Annotated in this window: 17 protein-coding genes and 1 riboswitch; of the genes, 1 reads left to right on the top strand and 16 read right to left on the bottom strand. The window is 65.4% G+C overall.

Annotated features, from left to right (window positions below; genetic code table 11):
• Window positions 1–130 precede the first annotated feature (130 nt).
• From MJ643_RS29250 to cobO, 15 genes are all read right to left on the bottom strand, one after another.
• Window positions 131–682, bottom strand: a complete 552-nt coding sequence (locus MJ643_RS29250) for a glutathione peroxidase (protein WP_024086414.1) — start codon at window positions 680–682, stop codon at window positions 131–133.
• A gap of 46 nt (window positions 683–728) precedes the next feature.
• Window positions 729–851 carry a hypothetical protein gene (locus MJ643_RS31530; protein WP_023662692.1) on the bottom strand — a complete coding sequence of 41 codons (123 nt, stop codon included), beginning with the start codon at window positions 849–851 and terminating at the stop codon, window positions 729–731.
• Window positions 848–2,041, bottom strand: a complete 1,194-nt coding sequence (locus MJ643_RS29245; RefSeq protein WP_161551462.1) for an MFS transporter — start codon at window positions 2,039–2,041, stop codon at window positions 848–850. The genes MJ643_RS31530 and MJ643_RS29245 overlap by 4 nt, the downstream gene beginning before the upstream one ends.
• Before the next feature lie 73 nt (window positions 2,042–2,114).
• The gene (locus tag MJ643_RS29240) at window positions 2,115–2,519 is read right to left on the bottom strand and encodes a MarR family winged helix-turn-helix transcriptional regulator (RefSeq protein ID WP_013971386.1); all 405 of its coding nucleotides are present in this window, start codon (window positions 2,517–2,519) and stop codon (window positions 2,115–2,117) included.
• 60 nt (window positions 2,520–2,579) lie between these two features.
• Complete coding sequence (locus tag MJ643_RS29235; protein WP_169775177.1) at window positions 2,580–3,695, bottom strand: cellulase family glycosylhydrolase; 1,116 nt, start codon at window positions 3,693–3,695, stop codon at window positions 2,580–2,582.
• A 225-nt stretch (window positions 3,696–3,920) separates the two neighbouring features.
• Complete coding sequence (locus MJ643_RS29230; protein ID WP_013971384.1) at window positions 3,921–4,643, bottom strand: adenosylcobinamide-GDP ribazoletransferase; 723 nt, start codon at window positions 4,641–4,643, stop codon at window positions 3,921–3,923.
• 1 nt (window position 4,644) lies between these two features.
• Window positions 4,645–5,211 (bottom strand): alpha-ribazole phosphatase family protein, encoded by a 567-nt coding sequence (gene cobC / locus MJ643_RS29225; RefSeq protein WP_013971383.1) that lies wholly within the window; start codon window positions 5,209–5,211, stop codon window positions 4,645–4,647.
• Entirely contained in the window at window positions 5,208–6,263 is a 1,056-nt protein-coding gene (gene cobT, locus MJ643_RS29220; RefSeq protein WP_024086413.1) for a nicotinate-nucleotide--dimethylbenzimidazole phosphoribosyltransferase, read from the bottom strand. Before cobT ends, cobC begins: the two co-directional genes overlap by 4 nt.
• The gene (cobU, locus tag MJ643_RS29215) at window positions 6,260–6,781 is read right to left on the bottom strand and encodes a bifunctional adenosylcobinamide kinase/adenosylcobinamide-phosphate guanylyltransferase (RefSeq protein ID WP_024086412.1); all 522 of its coding nucleotides are present in this window, start codon (window positions 6,779–6,781) and stop codon (window positions 6,260–6,262) included. The genes cobT and cobU overlap by 4 nt, the downstream gene beginning before the upstream one ends.
• 1 nt (window position 6,782) lies before the next feature.
• Window positions 6,783–8,237 carry a cobyric acid synthase gene (locus MJ643_RS29210; RefSeq protein ID WP_024086411.1) on the bottom strand — a complete coding sequence of 485 codons (1,455 nt, stop codon included), beginning with the start codon at window positions 8,235–8,237 and terminating at the stop codon, window positions 6,783–6,785.
• Entirely contained in the window at window positions 8,234–9,226 is a 993-nt protein-coding gene (gene cobD / locus MJ643_RS29205) for a threonine-phosphate decarboxylase CobD (RefSeq protein WP_024086410.1), read from the bottom strand. The genes MJ643_RS29210 and cobD overlap by 4 nt, the downstream gene beginning before the upstream one ends.
• Window positions 9,219–10,127, bottom strand: coding sequence for an adenosylcobinamide-phosphate synthase CbiB (gene cbiB, locus MJ643_RS29200; RefSeq protein WP_013971378.1), 909 nt, complete (start codon window positions 10,125–10,127; stop codon window positions 9,219–9,221). The genes cobD and cbiB overlap by 8 nt, the downstream gene beginning before the upstream one ends.
• The gene (bluB, locus tag MJ643_RS29195) at window positions 10,124–10,774 is read right to left on the bottom strand and encodes a 5,6-dimethylbenzimidazole synthase (RefSeq protein ID WP_013971377.1); all 651 of its coding nucleotides are present in this window, start codon (window positions 10,772–10,774) and stop codon (window positions 10,124–10,126) included. The genes cbiB and bluB overlap by 4 nt, the downstream gene beginning before the upstream one ends.
• Window positions 10,771–12,066, bottom strand: a complete 1,296-nt coding sequence (locus MJ643_RS29190) for a cobyrinate a,c-diamide synthase (RefSeq protein WP_013971376.1) — start codon at window positions 12,064–12,066, stop codon at window positions 10,771–10,773. Before MJ643_RS29190 ends, bluB begins: the two co-directional genes overlap by 4 nt.
• Window positions 12,063–12,674, bottom strand: coding sequence for a cob(I)yrinic acid a,c-diamide adenosyltransferase (gene cobO / locus MJ643_RS29185; protein ID WP_013971375.1), 612 nt, complete (start codon window positions 12,672–12,674; stop codon window positions 12,063–12,065). Before cobO ends, MJ643_RS29190 begins: the two co-directional genes overlap by 4 nt.
• A gap of 119 nt (window positions 12,675–12,793) precedes the next feature.
• Window positions 12,794–13,014: riboswitch (cobalamin riboswitch) on the bottom strand.
• A gap of 167 nt (window positions 13,015–13,181) precedes the next feature.
• On the opposite strand from cobO, the gene MJ643_RS29180 reads away from it, so the two are divergent.
• Window positions 13,182–13,760 (top strand): hypothetical protein, encoded by a 579-nt coding sequence (locus MJ643_RS29180; protein WP_013971374.1) that lies wholly within the window; start codon window positions 13,182–13,184, stop codon window positions 13,758–13,760.
• A 202-nt stretch (window positions 13,761–13,962) separates the two neighbouring features.
• On the opposite strand, the gene MJ643_RS29175 is transcribed toward MJ643_RS29180, so the two are convergent.
• Window positions 13,963–14,226, bottom strand: coding sequence for a DUF3077 domain-containing protein (locus MJ643_RS29175; RefSeq protein ID WP_013971373.1), 264 nt, complete (start codon window positions 14,224–14,226; stop codon window positions 13,963–13,965).
• Window positions 14,227–14,659: the final 433 nt, after the last annotated feature.

The following is a 14,659-nucleotide window of genomic DNA, read 5'->3' as shown; positions in this document are numbered from 1 at the left end:
CATGCCCGTCACCTCCCTCCGCAGTCCCTTCGCTCGGCCTCCTGAAGTCGCAATCTGCGGCGCCTGAACTATCGCGCACTTAGAAGCAAAAGCCGAAGCAAGAGCAAGAGCAAGAGCAAGAGCTGCTAGGTTATGGCTGGGAGGCAATGGCCTTTTCGATGGCTGCCCGGAACGCTGGATCATCCGGCTTGGTCAGGCTGGAAAAGTTATCAATCACCTTGCCCTTGCGGTCCACCACGTACTTGTAGAAATTCCACTTCGGCGCACTGCTCTGGCTTGCCAGCTCCGCGAACAGCGGTATCGCATCTGCGCCCCGCACCGCCTGTGTCTTGGTCATGGTAAAGGTAACGCCATAGTTGGCATAACATACCTTGGCTGTCTTCTCGCTGTCGGCGTCCTCCTGCTTGAAGTCATTGGACGGCACACCAAGCATTTCCAGGCCTTGCTCGTGATATTCCTTGTACGTCGCCTCAAGCCCCTCGAACTGCGGCGCGAAACCGCAGTAACTGGCCGTATTCACCACCACCAAGGGCTTGCCGGCAAAGCGCTCGCACAGGTCCACCTGCCCCTTGCCTCGCAACTCTGGCAGGCTGCCCTGCAACAACGCCGGGCAATCAGCAGCCCAGCTCGATGCGCTGGCAACCAGGGCCAGCACCGGCACCGTCAACCAATGTGCACGCATGACTCTTTTCTCCCGCAAGACAATCCTCGAACTTGCAGGGTAGCGCCTAACAAACACTCATGCCCAGTTGCATCAACGCCATCCCGCCCTTGTGCCAGCCCCACCACACCAGCGCCAGCAACGACAGGGCGGCGAGGGCCAGTAACCCTCGAACCAGGTAGCGGTTCATGCGGCCTGGGCCTGCAGGCGGGCAACCGGGCGTTCGCGCACGGGCCAGTTGAGGGCGGCAGCCAGCAGGCTGAGCAGGATGGAAATCTGCCAGACCAGGTCGTAGCTGCCGGTGCGGTCATACACCACCCCGCCCAACCAACCGCCCAGGAAGGCACCCAGCTGGTGGAACAGGAAGACGATACCGCCAAGCATGGACAAGTTGCGCACGCCGAATACGGTGGCAACGGTACCGTTGGTCAACGGCACCGTGGACAACCACAGCAGGCCCATGGCGATGCCGAACAGATAAGCACTGAATTCGGTCACCGGCGCCCAGAGGAACAGCACGATCACTACCGCACGCAGCAGGTACAACCCGGTCAGCAGGCGCGGCTTGGACATGCGCCCACCCAGCCAGCCGGCAGTGAAGGTACCGACGATATTGAAAAGGCCTACCAGCGCCAGCACCGTGGTGCCGGTAGTCGCGGCCAGATGCTGGTCGACCAGGTAGGCCGGCAGATGCACGCCAATGAACACCACCTGGAAACCACAAACGAAAAAGCCCAGCGCCAGCAACCAGAAGCCTGAGTGCGAGCAAGCCTCGCGCAAAGCCTGGCTCAGGGTCTGTTCGGCTCCATGAGTGGGCAGAGGCCGGTCGCGCAGCAGGCCGACGAAGGGCACGATCAGCGCCACCATCAGGCCCAGTACCAGCAACGCTGCGGACCAGCCCAGCCACTGGATAAGGCCGAGAGTGCCCGGCAACATTGCGAACTGGCCGAAAGAACCGGCAGCGCTGGCAATACCCATGGCCATGCTGCGCTTTTCCGCCGGCACGGCACGCCCGACCACGCCGAGGATGACCGAGAACGAGGTGCCGGACAGACCGATACCGATCAGCAAGCCGGCACTCAGCGACAACGACCAGGCCGAGTCGGCCATGCCCATCAACACCAACCCGGCAGCGTAGAGAATACCGCCAATGATCACCACCCGCGCCGCACCCATGCGGTCGGCCAGGGCGCCGGCGAACGGTTGCGCCAGCCCCCAGATCAGGTTCTGCAAGGCAATGGCGAAAGCAAACACCTCACGCCCCCAGCCGAAGTCCGCGCTCATAGGCGCCAGGAACAGGCCGAAGCCGTGCCGCACACCCAGGGATAGCGCCAGGATCAGCGCTGCCCCCACCAATACCCACCCGCTGGTTCGCCACACCGAAGTCATTGTCGTTATCTCCAGCACATCGCAAGGTTTTACGGGTATATACCCGCTTATAGTCGTATCAATTTCAAGCCAGCTGATTGAGCAAACGGACCAGTTCATCCCGCTGCCCTGCCCCCAGCCGCTCCACCAACTCTGCCTGTGCCTGTTCCCAGGCCGGATGGGCCGCGTGCAGCAATTGGGTACCGGCCTCGGTCAGCAGCACCACGCGGTTGCGTTGGTCGTCACCATCGGCCAAGGCCACCAGCCCTTCAGCCTCCAGCACCCGCAGGTTGCGGCCCAGGGTACTGCGCTCCAGGCCCATGGCCTCCGCCAGGGTGGTGATACTAGGACGATCGAGCCGCTGCAGATGGCGCAACAGGGAAAACTGGGCGACATTGACCCCAAAGCTGGCAAGGGCCTCGTCGTAATGCCGGCTCACCCCACGGGCGGCGCGACGCAGATGGGTGCAGATGCATTCACTGGTCAACATGGATACGTGTATATACCCGCGTCATGTGTGTTGCAAGAGTTTTCACGACTGTCAGACACCTCAGCCTGGGTTCAGCCGCTTGCGAATCGGCTCGAACTCAACCGTGGCCTTGCGCGGTAGCGGGTCTGGAGTGCCCTGCTCGATTGCCTGCCAATAGCGCCACGGCACCTTGGTCGAGCCCAGTTCGTAGTCCATGCCATCCCAGTTGTCTTCACGGAAGCTGTAGAAGGCCCAGTGCAACCGGTGGCGATCCAGCACGCTGAGCACGTCTTCCAGGTATTGCCGGCAGCCCGGCAGCCTGCGCATGCAGCCGAACTCACCCACCACTAGCCGCGAGCGGGGCACGTTCATGGCCGCAGCCCAATCCAGCGGCTGGCGCAGGTATTGCGCCACACGCTGGCCATCCCACTGCTGCGTCTGCCCCGCAAACGGTGCCGGGCCGGGATAGGCGATGGGTTGCTTGCGCGTCATGTTCGGTGCACTGGTCACCAGATAGGGCTCGTACATGTGCACGCTGTACAGCACCCGCTGGTCTTCCAGGGGAGCCGGCCAGTAACCGAAGGCGTCGGCGGCGGCGAACCAGCCGGCATCGAGCATGACCGGCGTGTCCGCGTCCTCCTCGCGAATGGCCGCTATCAACTGCCGATACAGAGCCGGCAGATCACGCGCACTGCCCTGCTGCCCTGCATACCATTGCTGCATTCGCCCAAGGTCGGCATGCTCGGCCAGGCCACCGTGCTTCTCCGGAGCGGGCTCGTTGACCAGGTTGTAGGCGGCGATGGCCGGGTGACCTTTCAGCTCACGGGCCAGATCCCGCCAGAAGGCCGCAGACTGCAACCAGTAGCGTTTGTCCTGCCAGAGGCGGTCGTCGAACTGGCCCTGGTTGTTTTGCGACCAGCGCATGCCGGGTAACGAGAGCGGTGAGATGACCACCTTGAGGCCGGCCTGGTGGGCGCGGTCGAGGGTAGCTCGCAGCGTGGCCAGGTCGGCGGCAGGCAGGCCTTGGTAGGCATCGGCATCGCCGATGAGGAAATCGCGTTCCGCCGGCTGCCATTTGTCGTAGGACAGCCGCACCCAGGTCGCGCCATAACCGCTCAAGGCGTCGAAGTAGGCTTGGTCAGGTGGCAGCCGGTTGAAGCTGTTGCCACCGTGGCGGGGGTAGTTCCAGAAAGCCATGAGATCGGCTGCCACGGCGGCAGGCCCCATGGCCAACAAAAACGCAGCAAGAATGACATGACGCATGGTGCCGACACTCCTCGACAGTTTGCGGGAGGGGCAAGCATACGCCAGTGAAAAGATGCCGGTTCTTGCTGAGTTTTTTCAGGAATTTACCGACACGTTAGGCTCAGAAACGCCCTACAGACACATCTGATTGCGCTCCTGCAGGGCCCAGAGCAAGGCTCAGAGGCCCAACGCCAACCCCAGCACCACGGCCAGTTCGAGCAACTCCAGCATTGCACCAGCGGTATCGCCGGTAGTCCCGCCCAGGCGCCGGCACATCAGGTGCCGCAACCAGGCAAACACCGCCAACGCCAGCACCACGATCCACCCGCCCAGGACCAGGCAGAAAAGCACACAGCCCAGCAGCACCCAGCCGGCCGCCTGCCGGGGCAGGTGCTCGGCCAGCGCCTGCCCCAAACCGCCCTGCCGTACATAAGGTGTACTCAGGAACAGCCCGAGCATCGCCGCCCGCCCGATCAACGGTGCCAGTAGCAACTGTGCGCCAATGCCCTGCTCGACCACCACCCACAAAGCGCAGAACTTCAGCAACAGCACCAGCACCAGGGTGACCACGGCAATCGGCCCGCTACGTGGGTCCTTCATGATCAGCAAGGTGCGTTCGCGGTCACCGAAACCGCCAAGCCAAGCGTCGGCGCTGTCCGCCAGGCCATCCAGGTGCAAGGCGCCACTGAGCAACACCCACAACGTGAGCAGCAGGGCCGCGTGCAGCGGCGCAGGCGTGCCCTGCAGCAGGTAGCTGGCCAGCCACAGCAACAGGCCGAACAGCAACCCGACCAGCGGGTAGCAGAGCAGCGAGCGCCCCACCTCGCGCGGCGCCGGCATGCCTGGCAGACTCACCGGCAGGCTGCTGAGAAACTGCAAGGCAATCCACAACGGCAACATGTCAGCGCCCCTCGACCCACTGGCCGTCGTCACCCGGCACCAATCGCATGAGCGCAGCGTGGCCGACTTCGACCTGCAGCAACTGCGCCCTTGGCAAACCACGGGCACGGGCCAGCAGCAGCCGCATCACGCCGCCATGGGTGACCAGCAGCACACGCTTGCCAGCATGCTGCTGGCTCAGGCGCTCGACAGCCGCCAGCACACGCTCGGCGAACGCCTCGACCGGCTCGCCATTGGGCGGTGTAAACGCGTAAGGGTCCGCCCAGAAGCGCCCCAGCGCGTCCGCCTGGTCTTCCATGATCTGCGCCGCACTACGGCCCTCCCAGTCGCCAAAATGCAGCTCCTGCAATGCCGCTTCGCGCTGCACAGGCAGGTTCAGCCGCTCGCCCAGTTCCTCGGCAAAACACGCACAGCGCTGCAGCGGCGAACTGACCAGCACCTCCCACGGGCCGGCTTCGGCCACGGCTTGACGCATCTGCGCCCAGCCCTTGTCGGTCAAGGCATCATCAAGGCTGCCACGCAGGCCGCCCTGTTCCGTTTCGCCATGGCGCAGCAGGTCGAGGATCATGCCGGGCGGTCCGCCACCGCAGCCTCGGCGAAGGTCGCCATCTGCTCGTGCAACGCACAGGCCAGGCGCAACAGCGGTACGGCCAGGGCAGCCCCACTGCCCTCGCCCAGGCGCAGGCCCAGGGCCAGCAACGGCTCGGCCTGCAAGGCGTCGAGCAAGGCTTTGTGCCCAGGCTCTGCGCCTTGGTGGGCGAACAGCAACCAGGCCCGACACTGCGGGTTGAGGCGCACCGCCAGCAGCGCGGCGACACTGCAGATGAAGCCGTCCACCAGTACCGCGATACCCGCCTGCGCACAGCCAATGTAGGCACCGGCCAAGGCCGCGATCTCGAAACCACCGACACAGCCCAGTGCCTGCAATGGATCGTTGGCGCTAAGGCCATGCAGGCTCAACGCACGCTCGATGACCTCGGCCTTGTGCCGCACCCCGGCGTGGTCCAGGCCGGTACCCGGGCCACTCAATTCAGCCGGCGGGCAGCCGAGCAACACGCTGGCCAGGGCAGCGGCAGCCGTGGTGTTGCCAATACCCATCTCGCCCCCGATGAACAGCTGCGCGCCCTGTTCGGCGGCGCGCAGGGCACTATCGCGGCCAGCCTGCAGGGCGGCCTGCAGCTGGCTCTCGGTCATTGCTGGCTGGCAGGCGAAGTTGGCGGTACCGGCGCCCAGGCGCAGATGGCGCACGCCAGGCAGTTCCAGGTGCGGGTCGATGGTGCCCAGGTCGACCACTTCCAGACTCGCCTGCAGCTGGCGCGCCAGCACGCTGATTGCCGCGCCACCACCGACGAAGTTGCGCAGCATCTGCCCGGTCACCGCTTGCGGGTAGGCCGAGATGCCTTCCTCGACCACGCCGTGGTCACCGGCAAAAATGCTGATTGCGGCGTTATCCAAGGTCGGCCGTTCACACCCCTGCAGGCCGGCCAGCTGAATGGCCAATCCTTCCAGTTGGCCTAGCGAACCGGCAGGTTTGGTCAGCTGCTGCTGACGGGCGCGGGCCTGGTCCATGGCGGCGTTGTCGATAGGTTGGCAGGCGTCACGCCACCAGGCTTGGATCATAGTGCAGGTCCTTTGAGCATTAGGGGCAGGCCGGCCACAGTCAGCACCACGCGCTGACAGCGTTCGGCCACGGCCTGGTGCAGCCAGCCGGCCAGGTCGACATAACGACGAGTCAGCTCGCCCATGGGCACGACGCCCAGTCCGGTTTCGTTACTGACCAGGATGACCGTGCCCGGCAACTGTTCCAGGCAGGCCAGCAGCGCATCACGCTCCTCGGCCAGGCGCTGGTCGTCTTCGAGCATCAGCAGGTTGGTCAGCCACAGGGTCAGGCAATCCACCAGCAGGCATCGCCCTTCGGCCGCTTCGGCGCGCAGTACCGCGGCCAGGGCCAGGGGTTCTTCGATCAACCCCCAGCCATCGGGGCGACGCTGGCGGTGCAGCAGCACGCGTTCGTTCATTTCACCATCCAGCGGCTGGCTGGTGGCGATGTAGGTCACCGGCAGGCCACTGGCGCTGGCCAGCCGTTCGGCCAGGCGGCTCTTGCCCGAGCGGGCGCCGCCGAGGATCAGGTTGAGCATGTCAGGCCACCCCACAGAGCTGGCGCAGGCGCGCGGTGTCCAGGTGCTTTTCCACCAGGTCGGCCAGGCGTTCGATATCGCGTTCGCGCAGGGCCTGGTAGTCGACGGCCTGCACATCATCCAGCCCAGCCCAGCGCAGCAGCGCCGCGCACGACTGGCTGCCTTCAAACAGGCCGTGCAGGTAGGTGGCAAGTATCTGGCCATCAGCACTGACAGCACCATCGCAACGGCCATCGGCAAGTTGCACGGCTGGCTGCTCCACGGCAGGCCCCGTGGTGACGCCGGCATGAATTTCATAACCGGCAACCGGGACTGCTTCGAGGTTCAGTGTGCCGGCAACGTTGCGCAGTTGCTTCTCGGCTTCGAGCACCGTGGCGTAATCGAGCAGGCCAAGCCCCGGGCTGGAGCCAGCAGCCCCTTCGAGACCAAGCGGGTCATGCACTTCGCGGCCCAGCATCTGCAGGCCACCGCAGATCCCGATCAGCTTGCCGCCATAGCGCAGGTGCCGGTCGATGGCCTTGTCCCAACCGCGCTCACGCAGTTGCGCCAGGTCGCCGCGCACACTTTTGGAACCCGGCAGGATGATCAGGTCGGCGGCCGGGATCGGCTGGCCCGGGCCGATGAACTGCAGGTCCACCTGGGGGTGCAGGCGCAGTGGGTCGAAGTCTGTGTGGTTGCTGATACGCGGCAGCACCGGGACGATCACCTTGAGCACGCGCTCGGCCTTTGCCCCCTGGCGTGCGTCGATGCCGTCTTCGGCTTCCAGATGCAGGTCGTTAACATACGGCAGCACGCCCAGTACCGGTTTGCCGGTGCGCTGTTCCAGCCAGTCCAGCCCCGGCTGCAGCAAGGCGATGTCGCCGCGGAAGCGGTTTATGACAAAGCCCTTTACCCGCGCCTGCTCACTGGGCGATAGCAGTTCCAGGGTGCCGACGAGATGGGCGAACACACCACCACGATTGATGTCGGCAACCAGGATCACCGGGCAGTCCACCGCTTCGGCAAAGCCCATGTTGGCAATGTCACCGGCACGCAGGTTGATCTCTGCCGGCGAGCCCGCGCCTTCGACCATGACCACCGACCAGGCAGCACTCAGACGCTGGTGCGAAGCCAGCACCGCCTGCATGGCGATAGCCTTGTAGTCGTGGTAGGCCACCGCGTTCATGCTGGTAACGGCACGGCCATGGATGATCACCTGGGCGCCGGTGTCGCTGTTGGGCTTGAGCAGCACCGGGTTCATGTCGGTGTGTGGTTGCAGCCGGCAGGCCTGGGCCTGCACCGCCTGGGCCCGGCCGATTTCACCGCCATCGGCGGTCACCGCGCTGTTCAGCGCCATGTTCTGCGGCTTGAACGGCACCACGCCGACGCCCTGGCGCAACAGCCAGCGGCACAGTGCGGTCACCAGCGTGCTCTTGCCAGCGTCGGAGGTGGTGCCTTGCACCATGAGGGTGGTCATGCCGTTTCCTTCTGATAGGCCGCCAGGGCTTGGGCCAGGCGCTGTTCGTCCGCCGCACAGGCTGGCAGCCCCAGGCGTATCGCCTGCGGCTGCTCGAACAGCCGCACCAAGATGCCGCGGCGGGCGAGAAAGTCATGCAGTTGCGCAGCGTGCTCGCTGCGTACGTACTGGAACAGATCGCAACCACCGCTGGGCGCCAGGCCGGCGCTGCGCAACAGCATAGCCAGCCGCTGGCTGGCGGCAGCGCAGCGTTCGACCTGCACACGCTGGGCGACGTGGTCGGCCAGGCTGGCCTGGGCCAGCACCCGGGTCGGGCCATTGACAGTCCACGGGCCGAGCAACTCGGCCAGGCGCAGCAGCAGGCTGCGTTCGGCGGCAACGAACCCCAGGCGCACACCAGCCAGGCCGAAGAACTTGCCGAACGAGCGCAGCACGATCAGCCCCGGGCGCTCGGCACAATCGACCACGCTTTGCGCCGGGGTGTTGTCCATGAACGCTTCATCGACCAGCAGCCAGCCACCGCGGGCGGCCAGGCGCATGTGCCAATCCAGCAGGCGTTCACGCGGCACCCGGCGGCCGGTAGGGTTGTTGGGGTTCACCAGCACCAGTACGTCGAGGCTGTCGAGCGTCGCCTCGACCTGCGCTTCATCCAGCTCCAGCAACTGGTGCCCCGCCCGTTGCCACGCGTATGGATGCTCGGCATAGCATGGCGTCAACACCCCTACCCGGCCGGCTGCGCGCAACAGCGGCAAGGCCTGGATCGCGGCCTGGGAACCGGCCACCGCCAGCAATTGGCGGGCGCCGTAATACGCACGCGCGGCGTCCTCCAGGCCGTCCTCGGTCTCCGGCAGGCGGGCCCAGGCCTCCATGGGGATCGGTGGAATCGGGAAAGGCCATGGCGCAATGCCGCTGGACAGGTCGAGCCACTGCTCGCGGGCGATGCCGTATTGCCGTACCGCCCGCAGCAGGCGGCCTCCGTGTTCAAGCATTGATATAGGCCCCCAGGCAGATCACCAGCAGCCACAGCCATACGCCGCGCTGCACCAGGCCCCAGCCACGATCGATGGCGTCGGCGTCGGCCATTGGCCCGTCACCCAGGCGTGGCCGCTCATGCAGCTCGCCGTGGTACACCGCCGGGCCACCGAGTTCCACCCCCAACGCACCAGCACCGGCGGCCATCACCGGCCCGGCATTGGGGCTGTCCCACAGCGGGCCCTGCTTGCGCCAGCAGGCCAGGGCCAGGCGGGTCTTGCCCAGCAGCGCGTAGGTCAACGCCACCAGCCTGGCGGGAATATAGTTGAGCACATCGTCGACGCGCGCCGCGCACCAGCCGAAGCGTTCGAAGCGCTCGTTGCGGTAGCCCCACATGGCGTCCAGGGTGTTGCTCAGGCGGTACAGCACCACGCCCGGCGCGCCGGCGACCACGAACCAGAACAGCGCGGCGAATACAGCATCGCTGCCATTCTCCAGTACCGATTCGGTGGCCGCCCGGGCAACCGCAGGTTCGTCCAGTTCACGGGTTTCGCGGCTGACCAGGTAGCCCACACGGCGCCGCGCTTCTTGCAGGTCACCCTGGCGCAAGGCACTGGCCACTGGCAACACGTGTTCGCCCAGGCTGCGCAGCCCGACGGCGCAGTACAGCGCCAGCACGTCGACCAGCCAGCCGATGTACGGCAGCCAGGAGAGGATCAGTACCACCAGGGTAAGCGGCACCACGGCCAGGAACCATGCGCTCACCCCGTGGCTGCGCCAGCCGCGCCCACCTGCATTCAGGCGGCGCTCGAGGTTACTGGCCATGTTGCCGAAGGCTACCAGCGGATGGCGCCGCTGCGGTTCGCCCAGCAAGGCATCCAGGGCCATCCCGGCCACGGTCAGCAAGGCCACGCTCATTGGCGCTCTCCCCATTGGTTCTCAAAGAGCATTTCACTCAAGGGCCGTTCCTCGGCCCAGTTTTCCAGCACCAGCATCGGTGCCGGGTAGAACTCGGTTACCGGCCCCAGGCACAGCACCGCGACCGGCTTGGCCCCGGCCGGCATGCCCAGCAGCGCCGCCAGCGCCTGCGGGTCGAACAGCGACACCCAGCCCATGCCCAGGCCTTCGCCACGGGCTGCCAGCCACAGGTTCTGGATGGCGCAGGCCAGCGATGCCAGGTCCATTTCCGGCAGGGTGCGGCGGCCGAAGATATGCGGCTCGCGGTTGTCCATCAGGGCGGCCACCAGCAACTCGGCGCAGTCATTGATGCCCTCCACCTTCAGTTTCATGAAGGCGTCGGAGCGTTCGCCCAACGCTTCGGCGGTACGCACCCGCTCTGCTTCCACCAAGGCCTGGATGCGCGCACGCAGGTCGCGCTGGGTGATGCGGATGAAACGCCAGGGCTGCATCAGCCCGACGCTGGGCGCCTGGTGCGCGGCAGCCAACAGGCGGCCCAGCAGTTCCGGGGCTACCTTGCCACCGGCGAAATGGCGCATGTCACGGCGTTCGCCGATGGCCCGATAGATCGCGGCGCGCTCGGCGTCGCTGTAGGCGTGTTCGCTCATGGTCGCAACAGCGCCGCCGCCGCATCAGGGTTGGAGGGAAAGTAGAAGTGCACGTAGGAAGCCGTCAGCCGACCCAGACGATACACCGCTTCGTTGCCACGCCCGCCGTTGGGGCTCAGACCACGTGCGATCGGCTCCAGTACGGTACTGGTCAACGAATGGTGATAGGTGTGACCGCGCAGGGTGCCTTCCGGCAGTTCCACCGCCTGCAGGGCCAAGGCAGCCAGGCGCTTCTGCATGGTCGCTTCGCCCGGCAGCAGGCCGAGCAGCTCGGCACGCTCGCCGACCACGTCGGTCAGGGCATCAAGCAGGTACAGCATGCCGCCGCACTCTGCCAGCAACGGTTTGCCCTGGGCGTGATGGGCACGGATCGCCTCGCTCATTGGCGCGTTGGCAGCCAGGGCGTGGTGGTGCAGTTCGGGATAACCGCCTGGCAGATACAGGCTGTCCACTGCTGGCAGTTCGCGGTCATGCAGCGGCGAGAAAAACTCCAGCTGCGCGCCCAGGTTGCGCAGCAGGTCGAGGTTGGCGCCATAGGTGAAGGCAAAGGCCTCGTCCCGCGCCACGCCAATGCGCACACCGGTCAACGAGGCGGTAGTGGCTTGCGGCTCGGGTTCGGCAAAGGTCACTGGCGGCGGCAAGGCGGCATCGCAACTGGCGCCAAGCGCCTCGGCAGCGGCATCCAGGCGAGCGTCCAGGTCGTTCAGCTCGCTGGCCTGGACCAGCCCCAGGTGGCGGCTGGGTAGCTCTATACCGCGCTCGCGGGACAAGCCGCCATACCAGCGCAGGCCTTCGGTCAGGCTACCTTCCAGCAGTTGCGCGTGGCGCAGGCTGCCCACCCGGTTGGCCAATACACCGGCAAACGGCAGGTCCGCCTGGTAGCGTGCCAAGCCCAGGGCCAGGGCGCCAAAGGTCTGGGCCATGGCCGTGCCGTCGATCACCGCCAGTACCGGCACGCCGAAGTGACGCGCCAGGTCGGCGCTGGACGGCGTGCCGTCGAACAGCCCCATCACCCCTTCGATCAGGATCAGGTCGGCCTCGCCGGCGGCTTCCCACAGCAGGCGGCGGCTTTCCTCGGCGCCGATCATCCACAGGTCGAGCTGGTACACCGGCGCGCCGCTGGCCCGTTCGAGGATCATCGGGTCGAGGAAGTCGGGCCCGCACTTGAACACCCGGACCTTGCGCCCGAGGTTGCGGTGCAGCCGGGCCAAGGCAGCGGTGACAGTGGTCTTGCCCTGGCCTGAGGCCGGCGCCGCGATCAGCACGGCAGGGCACTGGCGCGGCTGGCTCACAGTTCCACGCCCTTCTGTGCACGGATGCCGGCCTGGAAGGCGTGCTTGAGCATGCCCATCTCGGTCACGGTGTCGGCCAGCTCGATCATCTCGGGTTTCGCGGCACGGCCAGTGACGATCACATGCTGCATCGGTGGGCGGGCCTGGATGTCGGACAGCACCTGGTCAAGGTCGAGGTAGCCGTGCTTGAGGGCGATGTTCAGTTCATCGAGCACCACGAACTGCACGCTCGGGTCTTGCAGCAACTGGCGCGAAACGGCCCAGGCGGCTTCGGCGGCGGCGATGTCGCGCTGGCGATCCTGGGTTTCCCAGGTAAAGCCCTCGCCCATCACGTGGTAGCGCACCTGCTCGGGGAAACGGCGGAAGAACAGCTCTTCGCCGGTGCTGTTGCGGCCCTTGATGAACTGCACCACACCGCATTGCATGCCATGGCCCAGTGCGCGCGCGAGCATACCGAAGGCCGAGCTGCTCTTGCCCTTGCCATTGCCGGTCAGTACCAGCAGCAGGCCGCATTCGTTGGGGGAATTGGCGATGCGTTCGTCGATGATCGCCTTCTTGCGCTGCATGCGCGCCAGGTGGCGTTCGTCGCGTTCGGTGGATTCGCTCATCAGGGTTCTCCGCTGGCTGGCGCCACGGCAACGCGCGGCGACAGGTAAAAGGCGGGCAGACGGAGAACGCGCAGGGGCCGTGGCCGTACGCCACGGTGCACCGCGCATCACCCTCCGTGATGCCGTTGGCAGTATCAGGCCGGTCTCCGGGCTTGTGAGCGGGCCTTGGCCCAGGCCTGCGCGCCTTCCCGGGTGCTTGCACCCAGTGGCCCTGCGCGGCCGTGACTCACCTACCGTTGCGGGGGCAGCGCCGGAATCGCGCCATGCTGGCACCCACCGGCTTCCCAGTTTCACCCTGCCCAGTCGGGGCTGGCAGGGCACCTGAAACACGCGCGAAGGTTAGAGGGTTGGACCGGGAGCGTCAATCGAAGCGGGCCGCTTTGCAGCCGAACAGGCTCCGCCTGGGTAATGGCCAATTCACCTTGTTGTGCCACACTGAATACAGTGATATCACATAGCCATCACTTTCGGCTGAACGCGATCACAACTACAACAGGAGAGCGCAGCATGCGAGGCCAGATCATCAACAACCCGCGCCTGGAGTTTCTTTCTCCGGTGCTGGAGCGCTGGGGCGACTGTATCGACCGCTTCAACCAGTTTGCTGGCGATGCCGAAGCACCTTACTGGCATGGCGCCGCCGCCAATACGGGGCTGCTTGCCGCAGCGGCCTGGCAAACCGAACTGGCGGCGCTGCAGCAGTTTGCCGGCAAGAAGCAGCGCGACGAAGGTGAACACGAAGGGCGCTGCGACCTGTCGATCAGCAGTGCCGATGAAGCGCTGTACCTCAGTGTCAGTCAGCGCTGGCCAAGAATCGCTCGGCTGGACATGGCCGACGCCCTGCAGCAGACCACTGCCTTGGCGCGCCAGGTGGCCTACCCCAGCCAGTTGAAAGCTGGTGCGCTGTTCATCAGCCCGTGGAAGGCTGGCCAGCATGCCAGCCCCGAGGAACTGCAGGACCTGGTCGACGATCTGCAGAAACATACCGCCTGTGCCATCGCCTGGTACTTCCCGTATGCCTACCGCAAGTTGCACAACGAGCTGGGGCAGTATTTCCCGGGGGTGGCGTTGTTGCTCAAGCAGGCTTGAAGCAACTTCGGCTCAGGCCGGGCGACGTGGCTTCTGTGGGAGCGGGCGTGCCCGCGAAGAACCCAACGCGGTGACTGGCACCGGCTGCGCCGGTGTTCGCGGGCGCGCCCGCTCCCACAGAGCCCCTGCTAAATCTTTCAGTTATATGCGGCTCCATGAGAGCGCGGCCCGTGCCGCGAATGGCCTGCGCGCGTTTCAGGTCCTAACGCATCATGCCGAGTTCGGCATCATCCAGCAGCGCTTTGCCCAAGGCGCAAAGGTAGTGCGCGGCCCAGATCAGCTTTGGCTTTTCTTCCATCAGGCCGTCGATGGTCAGGTCCCGCGCATAGCCGATCAATTCCGAGGCTTGTTCGCGGGCGTTCTGGCAGGAGATGCCGGGTTCGATGCGGAACAGGGGGTGGGTCTGGTTTTCACCTTGAAAGAATATGGTTTTGCCGACTGTGCATTTCGTGTCTTCGGTGGTCATTTAAGGCTCCTGTCGTAGTGAAGCGACCACCAACCGCGGCTAAACAGTATGGTGGCAGCTGTACGTGGGTTAGCCGACCGGGACGTCAGGCACCCGGCGCACCCGCAGGTGCCCCACGCACAGCCGCCATAAGGCGTCAATGCCGATTACTCGGTATTGCTCAGCTGCGGTGTCTGACGATTTCGGGCGGCTAACCCGGTCATTGAAGGTCAACGACATGCCGAGACTAGAGGCCGCATTTGGCGCGCGCAACGGAGAATAGGTGTTAAGAGTATCTTTGGGAAACGGCCTACAAGAAAGGTGTTAAATCTGATTCTTGGTCTCGCCCCGACGCCACAGCGCATCTCACTGGCACATTGAGTCACCACCAGACCTGCATGCTCTTGCTCTTGCTCTTGCTCTTGCTCTTGCTCTTGCTCTTGCTCTTGCTCTT

Source organism: Pseudomonas sp. PNPG3 (assembly GCF_023093815.1).
GTDB lineage: Bacteria > Pseudomonadota > Gammaproteobacteria > Pseudomonadales > Pseudomonadaceae > Aquipseudomonas > Aquipseudomonas asiatica.
This window is presented reverse-complemented; position numbering and strand designations above follow the sequence as displayed.